This is a genomic window from Modestobacter sp. I12A-02662 (genome assembly GCF_041028325.1).
Lineage (GTDB): Bacteria > Actinomycetota > Actinomycetes > Mycobacteriales > Geodermatophilaceae > Modestobacter.
This window is the reverse complement of record NZ_JABGDE010000003.1, coordinates 420,515-444,307: the sequence shown is the minus strand read 5'-3', so window position 1 is coordinate 444,307 and position 23,793 is coordinate 420,515. Positions and strand designations below refer to the sequence as shown.

Sequence of the window (23,793 nt, the reverse complement as noted above, 5' to 3'; positions counted from 1 at the left end):
GCGGCCCCCTCCAGGGGCCCGCCCCGAGCTCGGATGGCCCCGTCCGGAGGCTCACCCCGAGCGTGCGAGGGGTGAGGAGGACGGGGTCCTTCTCGGGGAGGAGGGGGTCCTTCCTCACCTGCGGGCGGTCGCCGCCGCGAACAGCGCGATACCGGCCGCGACGCTGACGTTGAGCGACTCGGTGTCCCGGGCGATCGGGATGGAGACGACGACGTCGCAGTGCTCGCGGACCAGCCGGGACAGCCCCGCGCCCTCGGCACCGACCACGAGCGCGACCGGGTCGGCGAAACCGCTGTAGTCGTGGATGCCCATGTCGCCGTCCGCGGCCAGGCCCACGGTCAGCAGGCCCTGGTCCTGGTAGGACGCCAGCGTGCGGGCCAGGTTGGTGGCCCGGGCCACCTTGAGGCGGGCCGCGGCGCCGGCGCTGGTGCGCCAGGCCGAGCCCGTCATGCCGACCGCGCGGCGCTGCGGCACCACCACGCCGTGCGCGTCGAAGGCCGCGGCCGACCGGATGATCGCCCCGAGGTTGCGCGGATCCGTCACGCCGTCCAGCGCCACGAGCAGCGGCGCGCGGCCGGAGTTGCGGGCGATGTCGAGCAGGTCGTCCGGGTGCGCGTAGTCGTACGGCGGCACCATCAGCCCGATGCCCTGGTGCAGCGCACCGTCGGACATCCGGTCGAACTCGGCCTTGCCGACCTCGAGCAGCGGCAACCCACGGTCGGCGGCCAGCTGCACCGACTCGGCGATCCGCTCGTCGGTGCCACCGCGGGAGGTGTCACCGGTGACCACGTACAGGGCGGTCGCCGGGATCTGCGCGCGGAGTGCCTCGAGGACCGGGTTGCGGCCCAGCAGCAGCTCCGGGGACTCCTCGCTGCGGCGCTGGGCCCGGGCCCGGTTGTCCTGGCGGGCGGCCGACGCCTGCGCCTTCCGGTAGGCCGGGTGGTGCGGTCGCGCCGCAGCCGGCGGGGTCGCCCCCCGGCCGGCCAGCGACCTGCGGTTCTTGCCGCCGGTGCCGGTGGTGGCGGTCTTCTTGCCGGCGCCGGCCGAGCGGCCGCGTCGTTGGCTGTTGCCGGCCATCAGGTGGTCAGCTCCCATCGTGTGCCCTGGGGGGTGTCCTCGACCTGCACGCCCAGGGCGCCGAGCTGGTCACGGATGGCGTCGGCCGCCGCGTAGTCCTTGCGCGCGCGGGCGGCCGTGCGCTGCTCGAGGGCCAGCGACACCAGGCCGTCGGTGACGTCGGCCAGCCGGCCGCCGCCTGCGGCCTCGGTCCACTGCGGGTCGAGCGGGTCGAGCCCGAGCACGCCGAGCATGGCGCGCACCGAGCCCAGGGCGCCGGCCACCGCCTCGTCGTCGCCCGTGGCCAGTGCGGTGTTGCCCTCGCGGACCACCTCGTGCACCGTGGCGATCGCGGCCGGCGTGCCCAGGTCGTCGTCCAGCGCCGCGGTGAACTCGGCCGGGAGCACCGGCTTGCCCGCCTCGTCGCCCACCCGCTCGGCGGCGCGGCGGACGAACGACTCGATCCGCCGGAACGCGGCGGCGGACTCCCCCAGCGCTCCCTCGGTGAACTCGACGGTCGACCGGTAGTGAGGGGCGACCAGGTAGTACCGCAGCTCCACCGGGCGCACGCGCCGGACGACCTCGTCGACCAGCGCGGTGTTGCCCAGCGACTTGCTCATCTTCTCGCCGCCCAGGGTCACCCAGGCGTTGTGCAACCAGTACCGGGCGAACGGGTCACCGGCCGCCTGCGACTGGGCCCGCTCGTTCTCGTGGTGCGGGAAGCGCAGGTCGAGCCCGCCGCCGTGGATGTCGAACTCCGCGCCGAGGTACTTCTGCACCATCGCCGAGCACTCCAGGTGCCAGCCGGGCCGGCCGCGGCCCCACGGGGTGGGCCAGGACGCCGTCTCCGGCTCGCCCGGCTTGTGCGCCTTCCACAGCGCGAAGTCGCGGGGGTCGCGCTTGCGCTCGTCGGTCTCGGTGTCGGCGGCCGGCTGCAGGTCGGCGAGCTTCTGCCCGGTCAGCTCCCCGTACCCGGGGAACGAGCGGACGTCGAAGTACACGTCGCCGTCGACGGCGTAGGCGTGGCCCCTGCCGATGAGCCGCTCGATGAGCTCGACCATCTCCGGCACGTGCCCGGTCGCCCGCGGCTCGTACGTGGGCGGCAGCGTGCCGAGCACCTCGTACGCCCGGGTGGCGGCCCGCTCGTTCTCGTAGGCCCACGACCACCAGGGCACACCCGCGGCGGTCGCCTTGGCGAGGATCTTGTCGTCGATGTCGGTGACGTTGCGGACGTAGGTGACCTCGAAGCCGCTCTGCAGCAGCCAGCGGCGCAGCACGTCGAAGGCGAGCGCGAACCGGATGTGCCCGATGTGCGGCGGGCCCTGGACGGTGAGGCCGCAGACGTAGATGGAGACCCGTCCCGCACGCAGGGGCGTGAAGTCGCGCACGGCACGCGCGGCCGTGTCGTACAGGCGGAGGCTCACCGTGCGGAGTCTACGGACCCCGCCCGGACCACCAGCGCGGTCGCCACCGCCGCCCGGCCCTCCCCCCGGCCGGTGAGCCCCAGTCCGTCGGTGGTGGTGGCGGTGACGCTGACCGGGGCGCCGAGCGCCGCGGACAGCACCGCCTCGGCCTCCGCCCGGCGCGGCGACGCCTTCGGGGTGTTCCCGATCAGCTGCACCGAGGCGTTGCCGATCGTCCACCCGGCGTCGGCGAGGACGTCCCGGACGTGCGCCAGGACGTCGACCCCGCGGGCACCGGCCCAGCGCGGGTCGTCGGTGCCGAGCAGTCCGCCGATGTCCCCGAGGCCCGCGGCGGAGAGGACGGCGTCGGTGAGGGCGTGCGCGACGACGTCACCGTCGGAGTGCCCGGCGCACCCGTCGGCGCCCGGCCACTCCAGCCCGGCCAGCCAGCACGCCCGGCCGGGCTGGATCGGGTGCACGTCGGTGCCGACCCCGACCCGCGGCAGGAGGCTCACAGCTGGTGCTCCGCGAGGGCGAGGTCGTGCGCGACCGTGATCTTCGCGGCGCGCTCGTCGCCGTCGACGGTGTGCACGGGGATGCCGGCGGCCCGGACGACGGACGCGTCGTCGGTGAACCCGGTGGCGTCGCCGTGCAGCCGGGCGTAGGCGTCCACGAGGGTCACGCGGTCGAAGCCCTGCGGGGTCTGCACGCGGCGCAGCGGCGGGCGCGGCAGGTCACCGATGACGACGCCGCCCTCGTCGACCACGACCGTGGTGTCGACGACCGGCAGGACCGGCACGACCGCCCGCGCACCGCCGGCCAGCGCGCGCAGCACCCGGCCGATGACGTCGGGTGGGGTCAGCGGCCGGGCGGCGTCGTGCACGAGGACCACGTCCGCCAGCTCACGGGCGGCCGCGAGCGCGGCCCGGACCGAGGCGGTGCGGGTGTCCCCACCGACCACGACCGCGACGTCGGCGGGCAGGACGGCGGTGAAGGCGGCCCGCTGCGGCTCCGGCACGGCGACCACGACCTCGTCGACCCCGCCGGCCCGCAGCGACTCGACCGCCCAGCAGACCAGCGGCCGGCCACCGAGCCGGACCAGCGCCTTCGGCAGCTCCGCCCCCAGACGCAGACCACTCCCGGCCGCTGCGACGATGCCGACAGCGTGCACGGGAGTGGTCTGGGTGGCTACGTGGAGCGGGGTCGCTCAGGAGGCCAGGACCTCGTCGAGGAGCACCTCGGCCTTGTCCTCGTTGGTCCCCTCGGCGAGCGCGAGCTCGCTGACCAGGATCTGACGGGCCTTCGACAGCATCCGCTTCTCGCCCGCGGACAGGCCGCGGTCCTTGTCGCGCCGCCAGAGGTCACGCACGACCTCGGCGACCTTGTTCACGTCACCGGACGCGAGCTTCTCGAGGTTGGCCTTGTACCGGCGCGACCAGTTGGTCGGCTCCTCGGTGTGGGGGGCACGCAGGACCTCGAAGACCCGGTTCAAGCCCTCTTGACCGACGACGTCGCGGACGCCCACGATCTCCGCGTTGTCAGCCGGAACGCGTACGGTCAGGTCGCCCTGGGCGACCTTGAGCACGAGGTAGGCCTTCTCTTCGCCCTTGATGGTCCGCTTCTCGATCGCCTCGATGAGCGCAGCGCCGTGGTGCGGGTAGACGACGGTCTCGCCGACAGTGAAGCCCATGTGTGTGTGACCCCTTTCGCTCAGACCAGGATACCACGGCAGAATGCCGCCCGGCTCGTCGACGGCCGGCAAACGCGCAGGTCAGCGGCTCGGCCGAGGTCAACGCGGGGTTGACAGGGAGGGGGTCGGTGTGCCTGGACGGGACGTCGCCGATCCGCGGAGCGCCCTGCGGACGGCGGCGGCGCTCGCCCGGGCGACCCACCTGGAGCCCGCGCTGGCGGTCACGGCGGTCGCCGTGCTGCTCGCCGTCGCGGCCGGCGCCGGCCCGGCGCGCACCGCGCTGGTGGGCGCGGCCGTGCTCACCGGCCAGGCCTCGATCGGCTGGTGCAACGACTGGCTCGACGCCGACCGGGACCGGGCCGTGGCACGGTCGGACAAGCCCGTCGTCCAGGGCGTGGTGACCCCGGCCGAGCTGCGCACCGGGGCGTTCACCGCGCTGGCGGTGTCCGTCGTCCTCTCGCTGCTGCTCGGGGTCGTGCCCGGCCTGCTCCTCCTGGTGCTCGTGGCCAGCGGCTGGGCCTACGACCTGGGCCTCAAGCGGACGGCCCTCTCCCCCGTGCCCTACCTGACCGGCTTCGGCGCGCTCCCCGCTGGCGTGGTCGCCGCCGCACCCGGCGGCGCGGCGGCGCCCTGGTGGCTGGTCGCGGCGGGCGCCGCGCTCGGCGGGGCGGCGCACGTGGCCAACGTGGCCCCCGACGTCGACGACGACCTGGCCACCGGCGTCCGCGGGCTCCCCCACCGGGTCGGGCCGGTCGCCTCCGCGGTGGCCGGGGCGCTGTTCCTCGGAGCGGCGTCCCTGCTGCTGGTGCTCGGTCCGGCCGGGCCGCCGACGCCCCTGGGCTGGCTGGTGTGCGCGCTGGCCGCGCCGGCCGTCGTCCTCGCCGCGCTCGCCGGCAGGCCCCGGGCGCGGCGGCTGGCGTTCCCCGCCGTGCTGCTGCTGACCGTGCTCGACGTCGTCCTGCTCCTGGTCGGCGGGGCGTCGCTGACGTAGTCGGCACCCAGCCCGCTCCCGGATGTCGAGCCGGCGGCGCCGGCTCCGTCCCAGGTGCACCAGCGGCCGCGACGGGCGGCGCGACCCAGGAGGAGGACTCCCATGACGATCCAGCGGATGGACCACGTGAGCGTCGTCGTCGACGACCTCGAGGCCGCGATCGCGTTCTTCGTCGAGCTCGGCATGGAGCTGGAGGGCCGGGCGCCGATCGAGGGCCCCTGGGTGGACCGGGTCAACGGGCTCGACGGCGTCCGGGTCGACATCGCGATGCTGCGGGCCCCGGACGGCGACGGCCGGCTCGAGCTGACGGAGTTCCACACCCCGGCCGCGGTCGGCGCTGAGCCGCGGAACGCCCTGGGGAACACGCTGGGCCTGCGCAGCGTCATGTTCACCGTCGACGACATCGACGCCACGGTCGCCGGCCTGCGAGCCCGCGGCGCGGAACTGGTCGGAGAGGTGGTGCAGTACCAGGACAGCCACCGGCTCTGCTACGTCCGCGGCCCCGCGGGGATCATCGTCGCGTTGGCCGAGCAGCTCGGCTGACTACGGGGGGTCGGTGCCGCGCAGGGCCTCCTGCTCGACCACCGCGTCGAGGTCGCGCAGCCGGCCCAGCCCGGCCAGCGGCTGGCGCATCCGCCGGTTGCCGGCCAGCCGCTCCCGGTTGCGGTCGAGGAAGGCCCAGTAGCCCGCCGTGTACGGGCAGGCGTCCTCCCCCAGGCGCTTCCTCGGGTCGTACCGGCAGCCGCCGCAGTAGTCGCTCATCCGGTCGATGTAGGCGCCACCGGCCGCGTACGGCTTGGTCGCCAGCACCCCGCCGTCGGCGTGCTGGCTCATACCGACGACGTTGGCCACCATCACCCAGTCGTAGCCGTCGACGAAGACCCGGTGGAACCAGTCGGTCATCGCCAGCGGCTCGATGCCGCGCTGCAGGGCGTAGTTGCCCAGCACCATCAGCCGCGGGATGTGGTGCACCCAGCCACGCTCCCGGACGTCGGCGAGCACGTGCGACAGGCAGTTGGCGTCCACGGCCTCCGCGTCGAGCTCGGCGAGCCAGACCGGCACCTCCTCGGTCGCCTGCAGCGCGTTGCCGTGCCGGTACTCGCGGCCCAGGTGCCAGTAGAGGTGCCACATCCAGTCCCGCCAGCCCATCACCTGGCGGACGAACCCCTCCACGGAGTTCAGCGGCAGCGGGTCGCCGGCGGCGACCGAGTCCCGGTACGCCTGCTCGGCGCGGTGGACGACGTCGAGCGGGTCGACCAGCCCGAGGTTCAACGTGGCCGACAGCATCGAGTGCGCCAGCCACGGGTCGCCGGCGAGCATGGCGTCCTCGTGCGGGCCGAACGCCGGCAGCCGGTGGGTGACGAAGTCCGCCAGCCGCAGCTCCGCCTCCGCTGCGGTCACCGGGAACAGCCGGGGCCCGTCGTCACCGACGAACGCCACGTCGCCGTCGGCCGCCCACCGGTCCAGGTCCGCCCGGACCTCCTCGTCGATCTCGTCCTCGACCGGCAGCCAGGGCGGCGGCGCGGGTGACCGGCCGTCGGCCGGCGGGGGCTCGCGGTTCTCGGCGTCGAGGTTCCAGGTGCCGCCGACCGGGTCGGCGCCGTCCATCAGGACGTCGTGGAAACGCCGCGCCGCGCGGTAGAAGTCGTCCATCAGCAGGCGCTGCCGCGGCCGCAGCGCGGCCCAGCGGCGGAAGTCGGCCTGCCGGGTGACGAAGCCGCGCGCCTCGAGCACCTGCACCCCCGGCCGCGCCAGGACGAGGTCCCGAGCCGGCCAGGTGGTCGGGGCGCACACCGACAGCGGGTCCCGCACCCGGTCGAGGGCCTCCCCGTAGGTGCCGGTCTGCAGGAACAGCGCCTGGTCGCCCAGCTCGGCCGCGCGGTGCCGCAGCGCCGACAGCAGCAGGTGCGCCTTCTGCCGGTGGAAGCGGCGCCGGCGGAAGACGGCACGGGACTCGACGAGGAGCACCGGCTGGTCCGGCGCGTCGAGGAAGTGCGGGCCGAGCTGGTCGGCGAAGCACCAGCGCCGGGTCCCGGGGGCCTGAGCTGGGAAGTCGCCCAGCGCCGGGTCGTCGGGCACCGCGGGCTCGCCGGCCGGGCCCGCCGTCCGCCGTGTCGCCATCGCCGTCACCTCCGAGCGGACATCCTGAGGTGACCGTTAGGCTCACCGCGACTCGTACCACCCGTCCGCGGTGGACGTCATGTCTCTCGGAGGTCGACGCTGTGAACCGCGCACTGCGCGCTGCCGCGATGGGCGCCCTGCTGCTCTCCCCGGCCGTGCTGACTGCCTGCAGTGCTGGTCAGGTCGCGCAGACCGCCACGCAGGAGCAGAACCTGGGGAACACCGCCGACGTGGGCCCGCTGGCCCTCCGCGGCCTCCAGCTGGCCTACCCGACCGGCGGGGTCTACGCCGCCGGCTCCGACGCCCGGCTGATCGGGACGGTGGCCAGCTCGGCCACGGTCGATGACACCCTCGTCGGCATCGAGGGCGACGGCTTCACCGACGTCGACGTCGTCGACCCCTCGGCCCCCGCGGCGGGCGCCGGCGCCGCCGGGCAGCTCTCCATCGACGTGCCGGCCCGCGGCACGGTGACCATGGGCACCGGCCAGGGCCCCTCGGTGACGCTGGTGGGCCTCACCGAGGAGCTCACCGTCGGCCAGTACCTGGACGTGACGTTCACCTTCGAGGAGGCCGGCGCGGTCACCGTGGCCGTCCCGGTCGGGGTGGCCAGCCGGGACCTGCCGCGCGGCGAGGCGTTCGACTGGCACGAGGAGGAGGGCGGCGAGGAGCCGCCCACGGAGGCCGGCACCGCGGGAGGCGGCGCCGAGGAGGACCACTCCGGCGGGTGACCCGCCGCCGCACCACCGGATCCGCGGTCCTGTCGTACCCCGCCGTCACCATGGTGGGGTGCCTCCCTCCGGCGTGAAGTCCGCCCGCCCCGCCCACCGCTGCACCGACTGCGGCTACGCCTCCGCCAAGTGGGTCGGCCGCTGCCCCGAGTGCCAGGCCTGGGGCACCGTGCAGGAGCTCGGCGCGGTCGCCGCGCCGCTGCGGGCCGTCAGCGCCGGCCCGGTCACCGCCAAGGCCCGCCCGATCGCCCAGGTCGAGCTGGCCGGGGCCCGGGCCGTCCCCACGGGGATCCCCGAGTTCGACCGGGTGCTCGGCGGCGGCCTGGTGCCCGGCGCCGTGCTGCTGGTCGCCGGCGAGCCGGGTGTCGGCAAGTCCACCCTGCTGCTCGAGGTCGCGCACAAGGTCGCCGCGGCCAACGGCCCCACGCTGGTCGTCTCGGGCGAGGAGTCCGCCGCCCAGGTCCGGCTGCGGGCCGAGCGCATCGGCGCCCTGCACGACGAGCTCTACCTCGCGGCGGAGACGGAGCTGTCCGCCGTCCTCTCCCACGTCGAGGAGCTCGACCCCTCCCTGCTCGTCCTGGACAGCGTCCAGACGGTGCGCTCCCCCGCGGTCGACGGCACCGACGGCGGCGCCACCCAGGTGCGGGCGGTGGCCAGCGCGCTCATCGCGGTGGCCAAGTCCCGCGGCATGACCACGATCCTCGTCGGGCACGTGACCAAGGACGGCGCGATCGCCGGCCCGCGCGCCCTGGAGCACCTCGTCGACGTCGTCATCTCCTTCGACGGCGAGCGGCACTCGACCCTGCGGCTGATCCGCGCGACGAAGAACCGGTTCGGCCCGGCCGACGAGATCGGCTGCTTCGAGATCGCCGACAACGGGGTGGTCGGCGTCCCCGACCCCTCGCACCTGTTCGTCTCCCGCCGGTCCGCGCCGGTCCCGGGCAGCTGCGTGACCGTGACCATGGAGGGCAGCCGGCCGCTGCTGGCCGAGGTCCAGGCGCTCGTGGCCACCTCCGGCGGTGGCGGGTCCCCCCGCCGGGCGGTCAGCGGCCTGGACTCGCAGCGGGTGGCGATGGTGAACGCCGTCGTCGAGCGCCGGGGCGGTGTCCGGCTCGGAGACGCCGACGTGTTCGCCGCCTCGGTGGGCGGGGTGCGGATCGTCGAGCCCGCGGCCGACCTGGCCCTGGCCCTGGCCATCGCCTCGGCGTCCAAGGACCGCCCGCTGCCCGGTGGGCTGGTGGCGATCGGCGAGGTCGGGCTGTCCGGCGAGATCCGCCGGGTCGGCGGCACCGGACGGCGGCTGGCCGAGGCCGCCCGCCAGGGCTACACGGCGGCCCTCGTCCCCGAGGACAGCGGGCCGGCACCCAAGGGCATGCGGCTGATCGAGGTCCCCGACCTCGGGACGGCGTTCGCCCGGCTGTGGTGAACGCCACGTCCGCCGCACGGCTGCGCGAGCCGGCGGGGGGAGCCACCGTGTCCGGGGCCGTCGAGGGTCCACGTAGACTCGGCGCCGGTACAACCCGACCGTCAGGAGCGCTCGTGCCCCCCGCTGTGGACCCCGAGGTTGCACTGCGGGAACTGCTCGGCCGGATCGCCCCCGGCACCGCGCTGCGGGACGGCCTCGAGCGGATCCTGGCCGGTCGCACCGGCGCGCTGATCGTCCTGGGCTACGACCGGGTCGTCGAATCGCTGTGCACCGGCGGGTTCGCGCTGGACGTCGCGCTGTCGGCCACCCGGCTGCGTGAGCTGGCCAAGATGGACGGTGCGGTCATCCTCTCCACGGACGGCACCCGGATCGTGCGGGCCGGCGTCCACCTGATGCCCGACCCGACCATCCCCACCGAGGAGTCGGGCACCCGGCACCGCACCGCGGAGCGGGTCGCGCTGCAGACCGACTTCCCGGTCATCTCGGTCAGCCAGTCGATGCACATCATCTCCGTGTACGTCGCCGGCCGGCGGTACACGCTCGAGCACCCCACCACCATCCTGGCGCGCGCCAACCAGGCGCTGGCGGCGCTGGAGCGGTACAAGCTCCGGCTCGACGAGGTGGCCAGCACGCTCTCCGCCCTGGAGATCGAGGACCTGGTGACGGTGCGCGACGCGATGAGCGTCAGCCAGCGCCTGGAGATGGTCCGCCGCATCGCCGACGAGATCGAGGGCTTCGTCGTCGAGCTGGGCACCGACGGCCGGCTGCTGGCCCTGCAGCTGGACGAGATGCTGGCCGGGGTCGAGGAGGACCGCGGGCTGCTGGTCCGCGACTACCTGCCCAGCGGGCGGCGCAACCTCACCGGCGAGGAGGTCCTCTCCGCGCTGCGGGGGCTGTCGGCCACCGAACTGCTCGACCTGTCGGCGGTCGCCCGCTGCTACGGCCTGCCGACCGCCCCGGACGCCCTGGACTCCCCCGTCAGCCCCCGGGGTTACCGGCTGCTGGCCCGGGTGCCGCGGCTGCCCGCCGGGATCATCGACCGGCTGGTCACCCACTTCGGGGGGCTGCAGAAGCTGCTCGCCGCCACCATCGAGGACCTGCTGGCCGTCGAAGGTGTCGGGGAGGCCCGGGCCCGCGGCATCCGTGAGGGCCTGTCCCGGCTGGCCGAGACCTCCATCCTCGACCGCTACAGCTGAGCAAGGACGGGGTCCTTCTTCAGGTGAGGGTGAGGACCGCGTCGGGGCTGGTCTTGGTGTCCAGCCGCGCCCGCAGCACGTACTGACCCGGCGGCAGGGCCGCCCGGTTCCCGGCGCAACCCGGCTCGCTCCCCAGCCCGCTCCAGAGCACAGGGAAGTCCACGGCCTCCCCCGGGGCCAGCGTCCGGACGTCCGAGCCGGCTTCCGGGAAGCAGTCGTTGCTCCCCCACAGCCGAGTGCCGGCGCCGTCGAGCAGGACGACCTCCTGGAGCCCCTTGTCCAGGGTCCGCACGCAGGAGACCGGCGAGACGTTGGTGACCACCAGGTGGAAGGTCGGCTTGCTCCCCACCGGCGTCGATGCGGGGTCGGGTCGCACCTCGACGCTGATCATGTCGTCGGTGCACGGGCCGCCGTCGACCAGCGCCGGGGCGGCCGGCTGCGGCACCCCGGTGGGGGCCGGTGCGGTCGTGGGCAGCTCGACGGCGGCCAGGGAGGGCACCAGCTGGTCGAGGACGGGCGGGGCCGGAGCCGGACCCGTCGCGGCGGCGGCCGCCGCGCCGCCCTCCGGGTCGCTCCCCATCGCGGCGGCGGTCACCCAGCCACCTCCGCCCACGAGGCCCACCGCGCACCCCAGCACGAGCAGGCGGCGCCGCCAGTAGACGACGGCGGGCAGCGGGCCGACCGGGTGAAGCACACGCTGACGCTAGCCAACCCCGTCCGCGGCGCCGCACGCGCCACGCCAGCAACGACGGCACCGCGTCCGCCCAGGTCACGCCGTCCTCACCGCTGCCTCACGTTCAGTGACCGACCCGTGACGAACGGGTCCCTCCACCGCCCGCCCGGACCCGTCGAGGCAGACTGGACCCCCGTGAGCGCGCTCTCCGACGACACCCCGCCGGCCTCCTCCGACCCGGTCGGCGAGGTCATCGTCGACTGGTACTCGAGGGCAGCGCGCGACCTGCCGTGGCGGGCCCCCAGGACCGGCCCGTGGGCCGTCCTGGTCAGCGAGGTCATGCTCCAGCAGACCCCGGTGGCCCGGGTGGAACCCGTCTGGCGCGCCTGGCTGGAGCGCTGGCCCACGCCGGCCGCGCTGGCCGCCGCCAGCCCCGCCGAGGTCATCCGGGCCTGGGGCAAGCTCGGGTACCCACGCCGCGCCCTGCGGCTGCGGGAGGCCGCCGTCGCCCTGGTGGAGCGGCACGGCGGGGTCGTGCCGGCGGGCGTGGCGCAGCTCGAGGCGCTCCCGGGGGTGGGCACCTACACGGCCCGCGCGGTCAGCTGCTTCGGCCACGGCCGGCGGCAGCCCGTCGTCGACACCAACGTGCGCCGGGTGGTGGCCCGGCTCGTGCACGGCCGGGCGGAGGCCGCTCCCGCCCGCGCCGCGGACCTCCCCGACGTGGCCGCGCTCGCCCCCGAGGACGACGCCCGCGCGGTCCGCTTCTCCGTCGCCGTCATGGAGCTCGGCGCCCTGGTCTGCGTGGCCGGCACGCCGCGCTGCGGGGTGTGCCCGGTCCGGGACCGCTGCGCCTGGCGGTTGTCGGGGAGTCCCGCCTCCGAGGGGCCGCCTCGGCGGGTGCAGAAGTTCGCCGGCACCGACCGGCAGGTGCGCGGGCGGCTGCTCGACGTGCTGCGGGCCGCGCACGAACCGGTGGAGGCCGACGCCCTGGTGCCGGCCTGGGACGACGCCGTCCAGCGGTCCCGCTGCCTGGACTCCCTGCTCGTGGACGGCCTGGTGGTGCAGACCGGGGACGGCCGCTTCTCCCTCCCCTCCTGAACGACGACAGGGGCCGCCCCCCGCTCGATCGAGCGGGGGACGGCCCCTGCAGAGTGTCCTCGTTCAGTCGGCCTGAGCGGCCGGGCCGTCCTCGTCGTCGGCGCCCGAGAGCGCCACCGGCGGGGTGTCCGGCAGGTCGACCGGCTTGGCCTCGCCCCGGAACGTGAAGGTCGCGGCGGCCGGGTCGGCGGACTCGTCGACGTCCACCACGATGATCTGACCGGAGGTCAGCTCGCCGTAGAGGATCTTCTCCGAGAGCGCGTCCTCGATCTCCCGCTGGATGGTCCGCCGCAGCGGGCGGGCACCCAGGACCGGGTCGAAGCCGCGGGACGCCAGCAGCTTCTTGGCCGCCGGGGTCACCTCGATCGCCATGTCCTTGTTCTTCAGCTGGCCCTCGACCCGGTTGAGCATGAGGTCCACGATGTGGATGATCTCGTCCTCGGTCAGCTGGTGGAACACGACGATGTCGTCGATGCGGTTGAGGAACTCCGGCCGGAAGTGCTGCTTGAGCTCCTCGTTGACCTTGAGCTTCATCCGCTCGTAGTTGCTGGCCGTGTCGTTCCCGGCCTGGAAGCCGAGGCCGACCGCCTTGGAGATGTCCCGCGTCCCGAGGTTCGTGGTCAGGATCAGGATCGTGTTCTTGAAGTCGACGATCCGGCCCTGGCCGTCGGTCAGCCTGCCGTCCTCCAGCACCTGCAGCAGCGTGTTGAAGACATCGGCGTGCGCCTTCTCGATCTCGTCGAAGAGGACCACCGAGAACGGCTTGCGCCGCACCTTCTCGGTCAGCTGGCCACCCTCGTCGTAGCCGACGTAGCCGGGAGGGGCACCGACGAGCCGTGACACGGTGAACCGGTCGTGGAACTCGCCCATGTCGATCTGGATGAGCGCGTCGTCCTCACCGAACAGGAACTGCGCCAGCGCCTTCGCCAGCTCCGTCTTACCGACACCCGAGGGGCCGGCGAAGATGAAGGAGCCACCGGGACGGCGGGGGTCCTTGAGGCCCGCCCGCGTACGCCGGATCGCCTGGCTGACGCTCTTGATGGCCTCTTCCTGGCCGATGATCCGCTTGTGCAGCTCCTGCTCCATGCGGAGCAGGCGAGTGGTCTCCTCCTCGGTCAGCTTGAAGACCGGGATGCCCGTCCAGTTCGCGAGGACCTCGGCGATCTGCTCGTCGTCGACCTCGGCGACGACGTCCATGTCGCCGGCCTTCCACTGCTTCTCGCGCTCGGACTTCTCGCCGAGCAGCTGCTTCTCCTTATCGCGGAGGGAGGCGGCCTTCTCGAAGTCCTGCGCGTCGATCGCCGACTCCTTCTCCCGGCGGATGCCGGCGATCCGGTCGTCGAACTCGCGCAGGTCCGGCGGGGCGGTCATCCGCTTGATCCGCATCCGGGCACCGGCCTCGTCGATCAGGTCGATAGCCTTGTCGGGCAGGAAGCGGTCGGAGATGTACCGGTCGGCCAGCGTCGCGGCGGCGACGAGCGCGCCGTCGGTGATGCTGATCCGGTGGTGCGCCTCGTAGCGGTCGCGCAGGCCCTTGAGGATCTCGATGGTGTGCTGCAGCGTCGGCTCGCCGACCTGGATCGGCTGGAAGCGCCGCTCGAGCGCGGCGTCCTTCTCCAGGTGCTTGCGGTACTCGTCGAGCGTGGTGGCGCCGATGGTCTGCAGCTCACCGCGGGCCAGCATCGGCTTGAGGATGCTGGCGGCGTCGATCGCGCCCTCGGCGGCACCCGCCCCGACGAGGGTGTGGATCTCGTCGATGAACAGGATGATGTCGCCGCGGGTGCGGATCTCCTTGAGGACCTTCTTCAGCCGCTCCTCGAAGTCACCGCGGTAGCGGGAACCGGCGACGAGGGCACCGAGGTCGAGGGTGTAGAGCTGCTTGTCCTTCAGCGTCTCGGGGACCTCACCCTTGACGATCGCCTGCGCGAGGCCCTCCACGACGGCGGTCTTGCCGACGCCGGGCTCGCCGATGAGGACGGGGTTGTTCTTGGTGCGGCGCGAGAGGACCTGCATGACCCGCTCGATCTCCTTGGCCCGCCCGATGACCGGGTCGAGCTTGGAGTCGCGCGCGGCCTGGGTCAGGTTGCGGCCGAACTGGTCGAGGACCAGCGAGGTCGACGGCGTGCCCTCGGCGGGGCCACCGGCGGCGGCCGGCTCCTTGCCCTGGTAGCCGCTCAGCAGCTGGATGACCTGCTGGCGGACGCGGTTGAGGTCGGCGCCGAGCTTCACGAGCACCTGGGCGGCGACGCCCTCGCCCTCGCGGATCAGGCCGAGCAGGATGTGCTCGGTGCCGATGTAGTTGTGTCCGAGCTGCAGCGCCTCGCGCAGCGACAGCTCGAGGACCTTCTTGGCGCGGGGGGTGAAGGGGATGTGACCGGACGGGGCCTGCTGACCCTGACCGATGATCTCCTCGACCTGCTGCCGGACGCCCTCCAGCGAGATGCCGAGGGACTCGAGCGCCTTGGCAGCGACACCCTCACCCTCGTGGATCAAGCCCAGGAGGATGTGCTCGGTGCCGATGTAGTTGTGGTTGAGCATCCGGGCCTCTTCTTGGGCCAGGACGACCACCCGACGGGCTCGGTCGGTGAACCGTTCGAACATCTGCTGCTTCTCCTCTGACCGGCTGGCTGTGTTCGGTCCCGGGAGGGACGGTGGACACCCGACGTTCGTCGGCGCGCTGGGCACCGGTCGCTCCACTGTAGTTCGCACCACCGGATCGGCGTCGAGACGAGGCCGTCCCACCCGGTCCGGGTGGCTCGATGGGTTCAACTGTCGCCCCACGCGCACTGTTCCGCCGCAGTTACGCCGACAGCGGACGGGACCGCAGGAGCACGTCGGCCCGGTACCTCGCCGAGGTACCGGGCCGACGTGACCTGGAGGACCTCCCTGCCCCCCACCACTCGCAAGCTCGCGGCGGGGCCCTGCAGGAAGGCCGTCAGTGCTTAGTGGGCGGCCTCGTAGGCCTCGACCACGCTGGCGGGGATGCGACCGCGGTCGCTGACCTCGTGCCCGTTCTTGCGCGCCCAGTCCCGGATCGCACCGGCCTGCTCGCGGTCCATCCGGCCGCCGCCGGTGGCGCGGGAACGCCCGCCGCCGGACGCCCGGCCGCTGCCGCGACCGCCGGTGACCTTGCGGGCCGCCTGCACGTAGCGACCGAGTGCCTCACGCATCTCGCGCGCATTGGTCTCGGACAGGTCGATCTCGTACGTGGTGCCGTCGAGGGCGAAGGTCACCGTCTCGTCGGCGGGAATGCTGTCGTCGAGATCGTCGCTCAGGATGACCTGGACCTTGCGAGCCATTCGTTTCCCCACTCCTGTTCCAGCGGCACGGTGCCGTCTCCAAATCGCCCGCGTCTGGGGCACTGCACCCATTTCACCACAATGCCGACGGAATGACGCGGAGCCGCCTCGAATCCCCACCTGTGAATTACTCGGGCGGGTGACACCTCATTGGCTGAGCGGGCGCACGAGCGGGAAGAGGATGGTCTCGCGAATACCGAGACCGGTCAGTGTCATGAGCAGCCTGTCAAGGCCCATCCCGACGCCGCCCGTGGGCGGCATCCCGTACTCGAGGGCCTCCAGGAAGTCCTCGTCCAGGACCATGGCCTCGGGGTCGCCGGCGGCGGCGAGCAGCGCCTGCTGGGTGAAGCGCTCCCGCTGGACCACCGGGTCGGTCAGTTCCGAGTAGCCGGTGCCGCGCTCGACGCCGGCGATGTAGAGGTCCCACTTCTCGGCCACACCCGGGTCGGTGCGGTGCGCGCGGGTCAGCGGGGAGGTGTCCACCGGGAAGTCGATGACGAAGGTCGGGGCCCGCAGCGTGTGCTGGACCAGGGCCTCGAACAACTCCTCGACGACCTTGCCCGGCAGCCATGCCGGGTCCACCCCGACGTCGTGGTGCGCGGCCAGTTCGCGGAGCCGCTCCACCGGCGTCTTCGGGCTGACCTCCTCGCCCACGGCCGCGGAGACCGCGTCGTACAACCTCACCTGCGGCCATTCCCCGGACAGGTCGAGCTCCGTGCCGTCGTGGTGCCGGGCGATGTGGTCGCCGAACAACGCGGCGCAGGTCTCCTGGATGAGTTCACGTGTGATCCCCGCCACGTCCTGGTAATCCGTGTAGGCCGCGTAGAACTCCAGCATCGCGAACTCCGGGGAGTGCGAGGAGTCCGCTCCCTCGTTCCGGAAGTTGCGGTTGATCTCGAACACCCGGTCCAGGCCACCGACGATGCAGCGCTTGAGGAACAGCTCCGGCGCGATGCGCAGGTAGAGGTCGAGGTCGAACGCGTTCATGTGCGTGCGGAAGGGACGTGCCGCGGCGCCGCCGTGCACCGTCTGGAGCATCGGGGTCTCGACCTCGAGGAAACCGCGGGAGGTCAGCCCCGCGCGCAGGCTGCTCATGACCGCGGCCCGTTGCTGCACGGTGCGGCGGGCCTCGTCCCGGACGATCAGGTCGACGTACCGCCGGCGGACGCGCAGCTCCTCGCTCATCGGCTTGTGGGCCACCGGCAGCGGACGCAGCGCCTTGGCGGTCAGCTGCCAGGAGTCGGCGAACACCGAGAGCTCGCCGCGCCGCGACGTCCCCACCTCGCCGACGACCAGGACGTGGTCACCGAGGTCGACGTCGGCCTTCCAGGCGGCGAGGGCCTCCTCGCCCACCCGGTCGATCGCGAGCATGACCTGCAGCTCGGTGTCGGCCTCGCGGAGGGTGGCGAAGCAGAGCTTGCCCGTGTTGCGGGAGAAGATCACCCGGCCGGTGACGCCGACCCGGTCCCCGGTCATCGTGTCCGGCTCCAGGTCGGGATGGGCCGCCCGCACCTGGGCGAGGGACGTCGTGCGGGGCACCGAGACCGGATAGGGGTCCGCCCCGGCCTCCCGCAGCCGGTCCAGCTTCCCGCGGCGGACCCGCATCTGCTCGGGCAGTTCCTCGTCGGGCAGGCCGGGGGCTTCCTCACTCACGGCCGCAGAGCCTACGGGCGTGAGTGCGGACACCCGATCACCGATGGGTGGCGCCGGCCGCCTGGTGCCGTTCGAAGGCTAGCCGCAGCCCGTGCACGGTGAGGTCGGGCTCGCGCTCGTCGATCGAGCGGCAGCTGTCGGCCATGAGCCGGTGCAGGCCGCCGGTGGCGACCACCACGGGCGGCCGGCCGAACTGGGCCTCCAGCTCCGCGCCGATCCGGGCGACCAGCCCGTCGACCAGGCCGGCGAAGCCGAGCACCAGCCCCGACTGCAGCGCCGCGACGGTGTTCTTGCCGATGGCCTGCTGCGGCACGGTGAGCTCGACCGACCGGAGCTGCGCGGCACGGGTGGCGAGCGCGTCGAGGCTCACCTCGACGCCCGGGGCGAGCGCGCCGCCGAGGAACTGGCCATCCGGGCCGACCGCGTCGACGTTCGTGGACGTGCCGAAGTCCACCACGACGACCGGCCTGGTCCCGCCGTCGGGCCGCCGCCCGAACAGCTCGTGGGCGGCCAGCGCGGTCACCACCCGGTCGGCGCCGACCTCCCGCGGGTTGTCGACGTGCAGCGGCACCCCGGTGCGCACGCCCGGACCGATGAGCGTCACCGGGACGGCGAGCCGGTCGAGCAGCTGGCGCAGCGCGGGCAGCAGCGCGGGGACCGTGGAGCAGGCGGCCACGCCGGTCACCTCGGTGTCCCGGAGCAGACCCCGCCAGAGCAGGTGCAGCTCGTCGGCGGTGGCCCGCGACTGCGTGGTGACCCGCCAGCCCCCCACCCGCCGCGCACCGTCGAAGGTGGCCAGCACGGTGTGGCTGTTGCCGACGTCGACGGTGAGCAGCACCGGCGTCAGCGGACCGGGACGCCGAGCGTGCTGCGCCGCTGGTCGGTGGCGCCGGGCACCGGCGCCGAGGGGTCGCCCCCGAGCTCGACGACCCGGTTGGCGCCGTCGACGTGCACGACCTTGGGGATGTGGGACTTGACCTCGGTCTCGTCCATCAGGCCGTAGCTGATCATGATCACCAGGTCGCCGGGGTGCACCAGGTGAGCGGCGGCGCCGTTGATGCCGATCACGCCGGTGCCGCGCTCGCCGGGGATGACGTAGGTCTCCAGCCGGGCCCCGTTGGTGATGTCGACGATCGCGACCTGCTCGCCGGGCAGCAGGTCGGCGGCATCGAGGAGGTCCTCGTCGATGGTCACCGAGCCCACGTAGTGCAGGTCGGCCTGGGTGACGGTGGCCCGGTGGATCTTGCTCTTCAGCATGGTGCGCATCATCGGGGCTCTCCCAGCCGGATCTCGGTGTTGTCGATGAGTCGGGTGGTGCCGGCGCGGGCGGCGACCAGCAGGCGGGCCGGTCCGGCGGCGGGAGCCGGGCCGAGGGCGGGGTCGGTGAGCTCCAGGTAGTCGGGCACGAGCTGCGGGGTGGCGGCGAGCACGGCGCGGGCGGCGGCCAGGACGGCGTCGGTCCCCTGCGGGCCCGCGGCGGCCCCGGCGCGCAGCGCGGCGGACAACGCCGCGGCGGCGGTCCGCTGTTCCGCCGACAGGAAGCGGTTGCGGCTGGACAGCGCCATGCCGTCGTCCTCCCGGACGGTCGGCGCACCGACGACCTCGACGCCCAGCGCCAGCTCGCGGGCCATCGCCCGGATGAGCGTCAGCTGCTGGTAGTCCTTCTCGCCGAAGACGGCGACGTCCGGACGCACCAGGCCGAACAGCTTCGCGACCACGGTGAGCACGCCGGCGAAGTGCCCGGGCCGGACGGCGCCCTCCAGCACGTCGCCCAGCGGACCCGGCTGCACGGTCACCCCGACCGAGCCGGGCGGGTAGACCTCCGCCACCGGCGGGTGGAACACGACGTCGGCACCCTCCTCGGCGAGCGCGGCGAGGTCGGCGTCCCAGGTGCGCGGGTAGCGGTCGAAGTCCTCGCCGGGGCCGAACTGGGTGGGGTTGACGAACACCGAGACGACGACGCTGCCCCCGTGCTGCCGGGCGGCGCGCACCAGGGACCGGTGCCCCTCGTGCAGCGCGCCCATCGTGGGCACCAGCACCGCCGGGCCGGGGAGCGCGGCCCGCAGCCGCGCCAGGTCGGCGGTGGTCTCCGCGACGGCCGGTCGGACGACGGCGGTCATCGGGCGGCCTGCTCGGGCGAGCCGCTGAGCAGGCCGAGCAGCGGGTCGCCCTCGTGCCGCTTCAGCCGGCCGGCGGCCAGCGCCCGCTCGGTGGTCCGCCGGGCCATCGCGACGTACGCGTCGACCGAGGAGGGCGCCCGCTCGGTCAGGGTGTGCAGGTGGGCCCGCACCGTGCCGACGTCGCCGCGGCTGACCGGCCCGGTGAGGCCGCGGTCGCCCTGGCGCAGCCCGTTGTCCAGGGCCGCGGTGAGCAGCGGGCCCAGCACGCGGGCCGGCGCCTCGACCCCGGCAGTGCGCAGCAGGTCGGCTGCCTCGGCGACCAGCGTGACCAGGTGGTTGGCGCCGGTGACCAGCGCGGCGTGGTACAGCCCGCGGTCGGCCTCGGCGACCCAGAACGGATCACCACCCATCTCCAGCACGAGGGTCTCGGCGACGGCCCGGTGCTCGGGCCGGCTGGTGACCCCGAACGGGGCGGCGACCACGCGTTGCAGGTCCTCCGGCCCCCCGGAGAACGTCATCGCCGGGTGCAGGGCCAGGGCGAGCACCCCGGCCCGCTCGGCCGGCTCGAGCACGGCCAGGCCGTGCGCGCCGGAGGTGTGGAAGGCCAGCTGGCCGCGTCGCCAGGCGCCGGTCTCGGCGAGGCCGGCCACCAGGCCGGGCAGGGTGTCGTCGGGGACGGCGAGGACGACCAGGTCGCTGCCGGCGACGACCTCGTCGGCGGGCAGGAGCGGGACCCCGGGCAGCAGCCGGGTCGCGCGTTCGGCGGAGGCGGCGGACAGGCCGGCTGCGGCGACCACGTCGTGGCCCGCGGCGGCGAGCGCGGCGCCCAGGACGGCGCCCACGCGGCCGGCGCCGATGACACCGACCCGGAGCCGGGCGGGGGCCTCGGCGGCGGGGGGCAGCCCCGCGGCGGGCAGGGCGGTGGGGAGCGCGGCGGTGGCCGCGCGCGAGGGACGGACGGGCATCCCGGTGCACCTCTCGTTCCAGTCCCTGGCGGGTACCGGACTCAGGTCGCTCGGCCCACCTCGTCGTGGACCGTGGAGAGCAGTGGTCGTGCGGGCGACGTCCCACCTGCTGCAACCACCGGGGCGCGGTGTGTCACGCAGGCGTCGTGTCGTGGCCCGAGTGTGTGACCGTTCGGGGCCGCCTGCAACGGGCGGGAGCTGTGTCGTGACTCACCCGGGTGCTGCGGGGGCCTCCGGCCCTGGTTGGGTTGGACCGCCGTCGGCGGTCGAGCCGGCCGGGTCGGGAGGAGCACGGTGGGCACGTTCGAGGGGCGCACCGCACTGGTCACCGGCGCCAGCCGGGGCATCGGGCTGGCGATCGCCACCAGCCTGGTCGACCGGGGGGCGCGGGTCGTGCTCACCGCCCGCAGGCCCGAGGCACTCGCCGAGGCGGTCGAGGCGCTGGGCGGGCCGGACCGGGCCGTCGCCGTCGCCGGCAACGCCGGCGACCCCGAGCACCGCGCCGCGGCCGTGCGGACCGCGATCGAGACCTTCGGCAGCCTCGACGCCCTGGTCGGCAACGTCGGCATCAACCCGGTGTTCGGACCGCTCGTGGACGTCCCGCTCGACGCCTTCCGCAAGATCCTCGACACCAACGTGGTCGCCTGCCTCGGCCTGGTCCAGGAGGCCTGGCGCGCGTGGATGTCCGAGCACGGCGGCTCGGTGCTGATCGTCTCCTCGGTGGCTGGGCTGAAGTCCAGCAAGGGCATCGGCGCGTACGGCGTCAGCAAGGCCGCGCTGGTCAACCTCACCACCCAGCTGGCCGTCGAGCTCGGCCCCCGGGTGCGGGTCAACGCGGTGGCGCCGGCGGTGGTGCGGACGCGGTTCGCCGAGGCGCTGTTCAGCGGCCGCGAGGAGGATGTCGTCGCGCAGTACCCGGTCGGCCGGTTGGGGGTGCCCGAGGACGTCGGCGAGGCGGCGGCCTACCTGCTCGGGGACGGCGCCGGCTGGGTCACCGGGCAGACCCTCGTGCTCGACGGCGGAGCGCTCTCCCGCGGCCCCATCGCCTAGGCCCCTCTGCAGGGGCCCGCTCCGAGCTCGCGAGGACTGGGGGGCAGAGGGGTCCGTTCTCAGCTGCGGCCGAGGACCCGGGCGAGGACGTCGTCCCCGCCGGTGTCGTCGTCGTCGCGGTACCGCCGGCGGCGGCGGCCGCTCGGCGCCTCCACGCCGCTCTCCGCGAGGATCTGCTCCAGCCGGGCGTGGCCCTGCGGCTCCGGGGCCGGGCGCCGGGCGGGCGCGTCCGCGACCACGTGGCTGCCCGTGGACGCCTGGACGGCATGGCTGCCCGTGGACGCCGGGACGGCACGGCTGCCCGTGGACGCCGGGACGGCGTCCACCACGACCTCGGGCACCCGCGGCTGCTCGCCCGTCCCGGCGGCCCGCCGATGGTGGCGGGGAGCCGTTCCGGCAGCGGCGTCCGGGGCCCAGTCGCGACGGGAGAACGGCACCGGCCGGGCACCGGTGGCCGGCGAGGACGCCCGGACGTCCACCGCGGGACGCTCGGCGGTCCCGAGCAGCGACCGGTCACCGAGCCATTCGATCGGCGACATCGGCCGGACCTCGACGGGGGGTTCGAGCACCGACCCGGCCGTCGGCCGGTCCGTGGGCGCGAGCGGGCGCGCCTGCTCCTCCGCCGGAGTCGGGACCGGCGGGCGGGACACCTCGACGGGCCGGGGTGCCTCGACCACCGGCTGGAGGACCTCCATGACCGGCGGAGCCGCCTCTACGACCGGCTGGGGCGCCGGGGCCACCGTCCCCCAGGTCGACGCGCCCTCGATCGTCGGTGAATCTATCCCGCCACCGGTCAGCGGACCGCGGACGGTCTGGGCGCGCATGACCATCCGCTCGTAGAAGAGCTCGCCCGACAGCTGCTCCGTGAGCTCGGCGCGCAACCGGCCGAGGTCGGCGCGCAACTCGCCGACGCCTGCGAGGTCGGCCCGCAGCTGGGCCAGCGCGGCAACCTCCTCGCGCACCTGCGCGAGAGCGGTCAGCTCGGCGCGGAGCTGCCCCACGCCGGCCAGCTCAGCGCGCAGCCCGCCGACCGCGGCGAGCTCGGTGCGCAGCTGCGCGATGTCCTCGCGCATGCCCTGCTCGGCCGCCCGGCGCAGCCGGCTGTCCTGCAGCGTCTCCTCCCGGTCGCGGGCGTCCCGCGACTCGTCGGCCTGGGCCGTTCCGCGGTCGCCGCGCCGGTCCCCGGCCAGGAACGCGGCCCCGACGACGGCCCAGCAGACGGCCAGCAGCGCGATCCGCAGCACGAGGGCGTCGTCGGTGACGAAGACGGCGACGGTGGCGGCCGCGGCGACCACCAGGCCGACCACCGCGGGCACGGGGAAGCGGCCGCGCGGCTCGGCACCGTCCACCGACTCTGCGCCGACCACCGACTCGGCGCCGTCCGGCGACTCGGGGGCCGGGGCCGGGGGGCCCGCGGCTGCGGCCGCGGGAACCGGGGCTGGGGCCGGGCTCACCTGGGTGACCGGAGGCGCCTGGGCGGCCGGGACCGCCGGCGCCGGTCGCGCGGCGGGGCGGGGGGACGCGGTGGGCCGGGCGGTCGCGGAGCGGACGGGCGGCGGCACCGGCGGCCGCGGCGGCCCGGCGGAGGGGACAGCGAGCTCGTCGTCCCGGCTGCCACCCATGCGATGACCCTAAGGGCGGTTCCGGCGGCGGAGCGTGACCGACCCGGTTCGAGGACAGTCGTGTGACGGGTGGGTGGCAGGGTGACGGGAGTGACGGTCTCCCTGCTCGACTGGCGGCGGCGGATGGCCGCCCTCTACGCCGAGGTCCGCGCCGACCGCGACCCCGAGTCGGGCTGGCTGCGGTGGCGCGCCGGGCGCGACGCCCTGCTGGCCGGGCACGCCGAGTCGCCCCTGACCGCGGCGGCGAGGGCCGGGTTCCCAGGGCTGCCGTTCGCGCCGTACGACCCGTCGCTGCGCTTCGTCGTCCCGGTCGACACCGACGTGGAGCCGGTGCGGCTGGGCGTGGCGACCACCGACGAGGGCGGCGTCGTCCTGCACCGGATCGGCCGGGTCACCCTCGGGGAGGTCGCCCGGCTCGACGTGTGGTGGATCGCCGGCTACGCCGGCGGGCTGTTCCTCCCGCTGCGGGACGGCAGCGCCGGGGACACCACCTACGGCGGCGGGCGCTACCTGCTCGACACCCTCAAGGGCGCCGATCTCGGTGGGGACGGCGGCCGGCTGGTGGTCGACCTCAACCTCGCCTACCACCCGTCGTGCACCTACGACCCGCGCTGGACCTGCCCGCTCGCCCCCGAGGGCAACCGGGTGGACGCGGTGATCGCCGCGGGCGAGCAGCTGCCCCCGGGCGGCAGTTGGTACTGA

At 74.6% G+C, this 23,793-nt stretch carries 23 protein-coding genes; 8 read left to right on the top strand and 15 right to left on the bottom strand.

The features are described from left to right. Positions 1 to 114: 114 nt before the first annotated feature. Genes rlmB through HL189_RS04935 form a run of 5 tightly spaced genes read right to left on the bottom strand, consistent with a single transcriptional unit; the run spans position 115 to position 4,149 of the window. Complete coding sequence (gene rlmB, locus HL189_RS04955) at positions 115 to 1,077, bottom strand: 23S rRNA (guanosine(2251)-2'-O)-methyltransferase RlmB (RefSeq protein WP_369132632.1); 963 nt, start codon at positions 1,075 to 1,077, stop codon at positions 115 to 117. Beyond that, complete coding sequence (gene cysS, locus HL189_RS04950) at positions 1,077 to 2,480, bottom strand: cysteine--tRNA ligase (RefSeq protein ID WP_369132589.1); 1,404 nt, start codon at positions 2,478 to 2,480, stop codon at positions 1,077 to 1,079. The genes rlmB and cysS overlap by 1 nt, the downstream gene beginning before the upstream one ends. Further along, the gene (gene ispF, locus HL189_RS04945; RefSeq protein ID WP_369132588.1) at positions 2,477 to 2,974 is read right to left on the bottom strand and encodes a 2-C-methyl-D-erythritol 2,4-cyclodiphosphate synthase; all 498 of its coding nucleotides are present in this window, start codon (positions 2,972 to 2,974) and stop codon (positions 2,477 to 2,479) included. The genes cysS and ispF overlap by 4 nt, the downstream gene beginning before the upstream one ends. Next, complete coding sequence (gene ispD, locus HL189_RS04940; RefSeq protein ID WP_369132587.1) at positions 2,971 to 3,630, bottom strand: 2-C-methyl-D-erythritol 4-phosphate cytidylyltransferase; 660 nt, start codon at positions 3,628 to 3,630, stop codon at positions 2,971 to 2,973. The genes ispF and ispD overlap by 4 nt, the downstream gene beginning before the upstream one ends. 36 nt (positions 3,631 to 3,666) lie before the next feature. Continuing rightward, on the bottom strand, positions 3,667 to 4,149 hold the full coding sequence (locus HL189_RS04935) for a CarD family transcriptional regulator (protein ID WP_091929357.1): 483 nt from the start codon (positions 4,147 to 4,149) through the stop codon (positions 3,667 to 3,669). A gap of 130 nt (positions 4,150 to 4,279) precedes the next feature. On the opposite strand from HL189_RS04935, the gene HL189_RS04930 reads away from it, so the two are divergent. Together HL189_RS04930 and HL189_RS04925 are read left to right on the top strand one after the other, a co-directional pair. Next, a complete protein-coding gene (locus HL189_RS04930) occupies positions 4,280 to 5,140 on the top strand; it encodes a UbiA family prenyltransferase (RefSeq protein ID WP_369132586.1) in 861 nt (286 codons plus the stop codon). 102 nt (positions 5,141 to 5,242) lie between these two features. Further along, positions 5,243 to 5,683 (top strand): VOC family protein, encoded by a 441-nt coding sequence (locus tag HL189_RS04925; RefSeq protein WP_369132585.1) that lies wholly within the window; start codon positions 5,243 to 5,245, stop codon positions 5,681 to 5,683. Here HL189_RS04925 and HL189_RS04920 read toward each other — a convergent pair whose 3' ends face one another. Then, positions 5,684 to 7,261: a cryptochrome/photolyase family protein gene (locus HL189_RS04920; protein WP_369132584.1), complete on the bottom strand. Its 1,578-nt coding sequence runs from the start codon at positions 7,259 to 7,261 to the stop codon at positions 5,684 to 5,686. 101 nt (positions 7,262 to 7,362) lie between these two features. Here HL189_RS04920 and HL189_RS04915 point away from each other — a divergent pair, with 101 nt between their 5' ends. The 3 genes from HL189_RS04915 (at position 7,363) to disA (ending at position 10,611) form a co-directional block, all read left to right on the top strand. Continuing rightward, positions 7,363 to 7,989, top strand: a complete 627-nt coding sequence (locus tag HL189_RS04915) for a copper chaperone PCu(A)C (protein ID WP_369132583.1) — start codon at positions 7,363 to 7,365, stop codon at positions 7,987 to 7,989. A gap of 58 nt (positions 7,990 to 8,047) precedes the next feature. After that, positions 8,048 to 9,415 carry a DNA repair protein RadA gene (gene radA, locus HL189_RS04910; protein ID WP_369132582.1) on the top strand — a complete coding sequence of 456 codons (1,368 nt, stop codon included), beginning with the start codon at positions 8,048 to 8,050 and terminating at the stop codon, positions 9,413 to 9,415. Between the two features lie 113 nt (positions 9,416 to 9,528). Next, entirely contained in the window at positions 9,529 to 10,611 is a 1,083-nt protein-coding gene (disA, locus tag HL189_RS04905; RefSeq protein WP_369132581.1) for a DNA integrity scanning diadenylate cyclase DisA, read from the top strand. Between the two features lie 19 nt (positions 10,612 to 10,630). Here disA and HL189_RS04900 read toward each other — a convergent pair whose 3' ends face one another. After that, the gene (locus HL189_RS04900) at positions 10,631 to 11,305 is read right to left on the bottom strand and encodes a MucR family transcriptional regulator (protein WP_369132580.1); all 675 of its coding nucleotides are present in this window, start codon (positions 11,303 to 11,305) and stop codon (positions 10,631 to 10,633) included. Between the two features lie 174 nt (positions 11,306 to 11,479). Between HL189_RS04900 and HL189_RS04895 the strand changes: the two genes are divergently transcribed. Further along, positions 11,480 to 12,382: an A/G-specific adenine glycosylase gene (locus HL189_RS04895; RefSeq protein WP_369132579.1), complete on the top strand. Its 903-nt coding sequence runs from the start codon at positions 11,480 to 11,482 to the stop codon at positions 12,380 to 12,382. A 63-nt stretch (positions 12,383 to 12,445) separates the two neighbouring features. Here the strand turns inward: HL189_RS04895 and HL189_RS04890 are convergent, their stop codons facing one another. The 7 genes from HL189_RS04890 to HL189_RS04860 form a co-directional block, all read right to left on the bottom strand. Then, the gene (locus HL189_RS04890; RefSeq protein WP_369132578.1) at positions 12,446 to 14,983 is read right to left on the bottom strand and encodes an ATP-dependent Clp protease ATP-binding subunit; all 2,538 of its coding nucleotides are present in this window, start codon (positions 14,981 to 14,983) and stop codon (positions 12,446 to 12,448) included. 341 nt (positions 14,984 to 15,324) lie between these two features. After that, positions 15,325 to 15,681, bottom strand: a complete 357-nt coding sequence (locus HL189_RS04885) for an Lsr2 family protein (protein ID WP_369132577.1) — start codon at positions 15,679 to 15,681, stop codon at positions 15,325 to 15,327. A 147-nt stretch (positions 15,682 to 15,828) separates the two neighbouring features. Continuing rightward, positions 15,829 to 17,286 (bottom strand): lysine--tRNA ligase, encoded by a 1,458-nt coding sequence (gene lysS / locus HL189_RS04880; RefSeq protein ID WP_369132631.1) that lies wholly within the window; start codon positions 17,284 to 17,286, stop codon positions 15,829 to 15,831. 85 nt (positions 17,287 to 17,371) lie between these two features. Beyond that, entirely contained in the window at positions 17,372 to 18,172 is an 801-nt protein-coding gene (locus HL189_RS04875) for a type III pantothenate kinase (protein WP_369132576.1), read from the bottom strand. Positions 18,173 to 18,177: 5 nt separating this feature from the next. Next, positions 18,178 to 18,603: an aspartate 1-decarboxylase gene (panD, locus tag HL189_RS04870; RefSeq protein ID WP_369132575.1), complete on the bottom strand. Its 426-nt coding sequence runs from the start codon at positions 18,601 to 18,603 to the stop codon at positions 18,178 to 18,180. After that, complete coding sequence (panC, locus tag HL189_RS04865; protein ID WP_369132574.1) at positions 18,600 to 19,454, bottom strand: pantoate--beta-alanine ligase; 855 nt, start codon at positions 19,452 to 19,454, stop codon at positions 18,600 to 18,602. The genes panD and panC overlap by 4 nt, the downstream gene beginning before the upstream one ends. Further along, on the bottom strand, positions 19,451 to 20,419 hold the full coding sequence (locus HL189_RS04860) for a Rossmann-like and DUF2520 domain-containing protein (RefSeq protein ID WP_369132573.1): 969 nt from the start codon (positions 20,417 to 20,419) through the stop codon (positions 19,451 to 19,453). Before HL189_RS04860 ends, panC begins: the two co-directional genes overlap by 4 nt. Before the next feature lie 294 nt (positions 20,420 to 20,713). Here HL189_RS04860 and HL189_RS04855 point away from each other — a divergent pair, with 294 nt between their 5' ends. Continuing rightward, the gene (locus tag HL189_RS04855) at positions 20,714 to 21,469 is read left to right on the top strand and encodes an SDR family oxidoreductase (protein WP_369132572.1); all 756 of its coding nucleotides are present in this window, start codon (positions 20,714 to 20,716) and stop codon (positions 21,467 to 21,469) included. 59 nt (positions 21,470 to 21,528) lie between these two features. Here HL189_RS04855 and HL189_RS04850 read toward each other — a convergent pair whose 3' ends face one another. Next, complete coding sequence (locus HL189_RS04850; protein WP_369132571.1) at positions 21,529 to 23,091, bottom strand: hypothetical protein; 1,563 nt, start codon at positions 23,089 to 23,091, stop codon at positions 21,529 to 21,531. 81 nt (positions 23,092 to 23,172) lie between these two features. Here HL189_RS04850 and HL189_RS04845 point away from each other — a divergent pair, with 81 nt between their 5' ends. Next, positions 23,173 to 23,793 carry a DUF1684 domain-containing protein gene (locus HL189_RS04845; protein WP_369132570.1) on the top strand — a complete coding sequence of 207 codons (621 nt, stop codon included), beginning with the start codon at positions 23,173 to 23,175 and terminating at the stop codon, positions 23,791 to 23,793.

Excerpts from the sequence above, each read along its gene's own strand:
- rlmB (WP_369132632.1), bottom strand. The coding sequence starts at position 1,077 with ATGGCCGGCAACAGCCAACGACGCGGCCGCTCGGCCGGCGCCGGCAAG.
- HL189_RS04935 (WP_091929357.1), bottom strand. The coding sequence starts at position 4,149 with ATGGGCTTCACTGTCGGCGAGACCGTCGTCTACCCGCACCACGGCGCT.
- HL189_RS04925 (WP_369132585.1), top strand. The coding sequence starts at position 5,243 with ATGACGATCCAGCGGATGGACCACGTGAGCGTCGTCGTCGACGACCTC.
- HL189_RS04920 (WP_369132584.1), bottom strand. The coding sequence starts at position 7,261 with ATGGCGACACGGCGGACGGCGGGCCCGGCCGGCGAGCCCGCGGTGCCC.
- HL189_RS04890 (WP_369132578.1), bottom strand. The coding sequence starts at position 14,983 with ATGTTCGAACGGTTCACCGACCGAGCCCGTCGGGTGGTCGTCCTGGCC.
- HL189_RS04885 (WP_369132577.1), bottom strand. The coding sequence starts at position 15,681 with ATGGCTCGCAAGGTCCAGGTCATCCTGAGCGACGATCTCGACGACAGC.
- lysS (WP_369132631.1), bottom strand. The coding sequence starts at position 17,286 with ATGCGGGTCCGCCGCGGGAAGCTGGACCGGCTGCGGGAGGCCGGGGCG.
- panD (WP_369132575.1), bottom strand. The coding sequence starts at position 18,603 with ATGATGCGCACCATGCTGAAGAGCAAGATCCACCGGGCCACCGTCACC.
- panC (WP_369132574.1), bottom strand. The coding sequence starts at position 19,454 with ATGACCGCCGTCGTCCGACCGGCCGTCGCGGAGACCACCGCCGACCTG.
- HL189_RS04860 (WP_369132573.1), bottom strand. The coding sequence starts at position 20,419 with ATGCCCGTCCGTCCCTCGCGCGCGGCCACCGCCGCGCTCCCCACCGCC.
- HL189_RS04850 (WP_369132571.1), bottom strand. The coding sequence starts at position 23,091 with ATGGGTGGCAGCCGGGACGACGAGCTCGCTGTCCCCTCCGCCGGGCCG.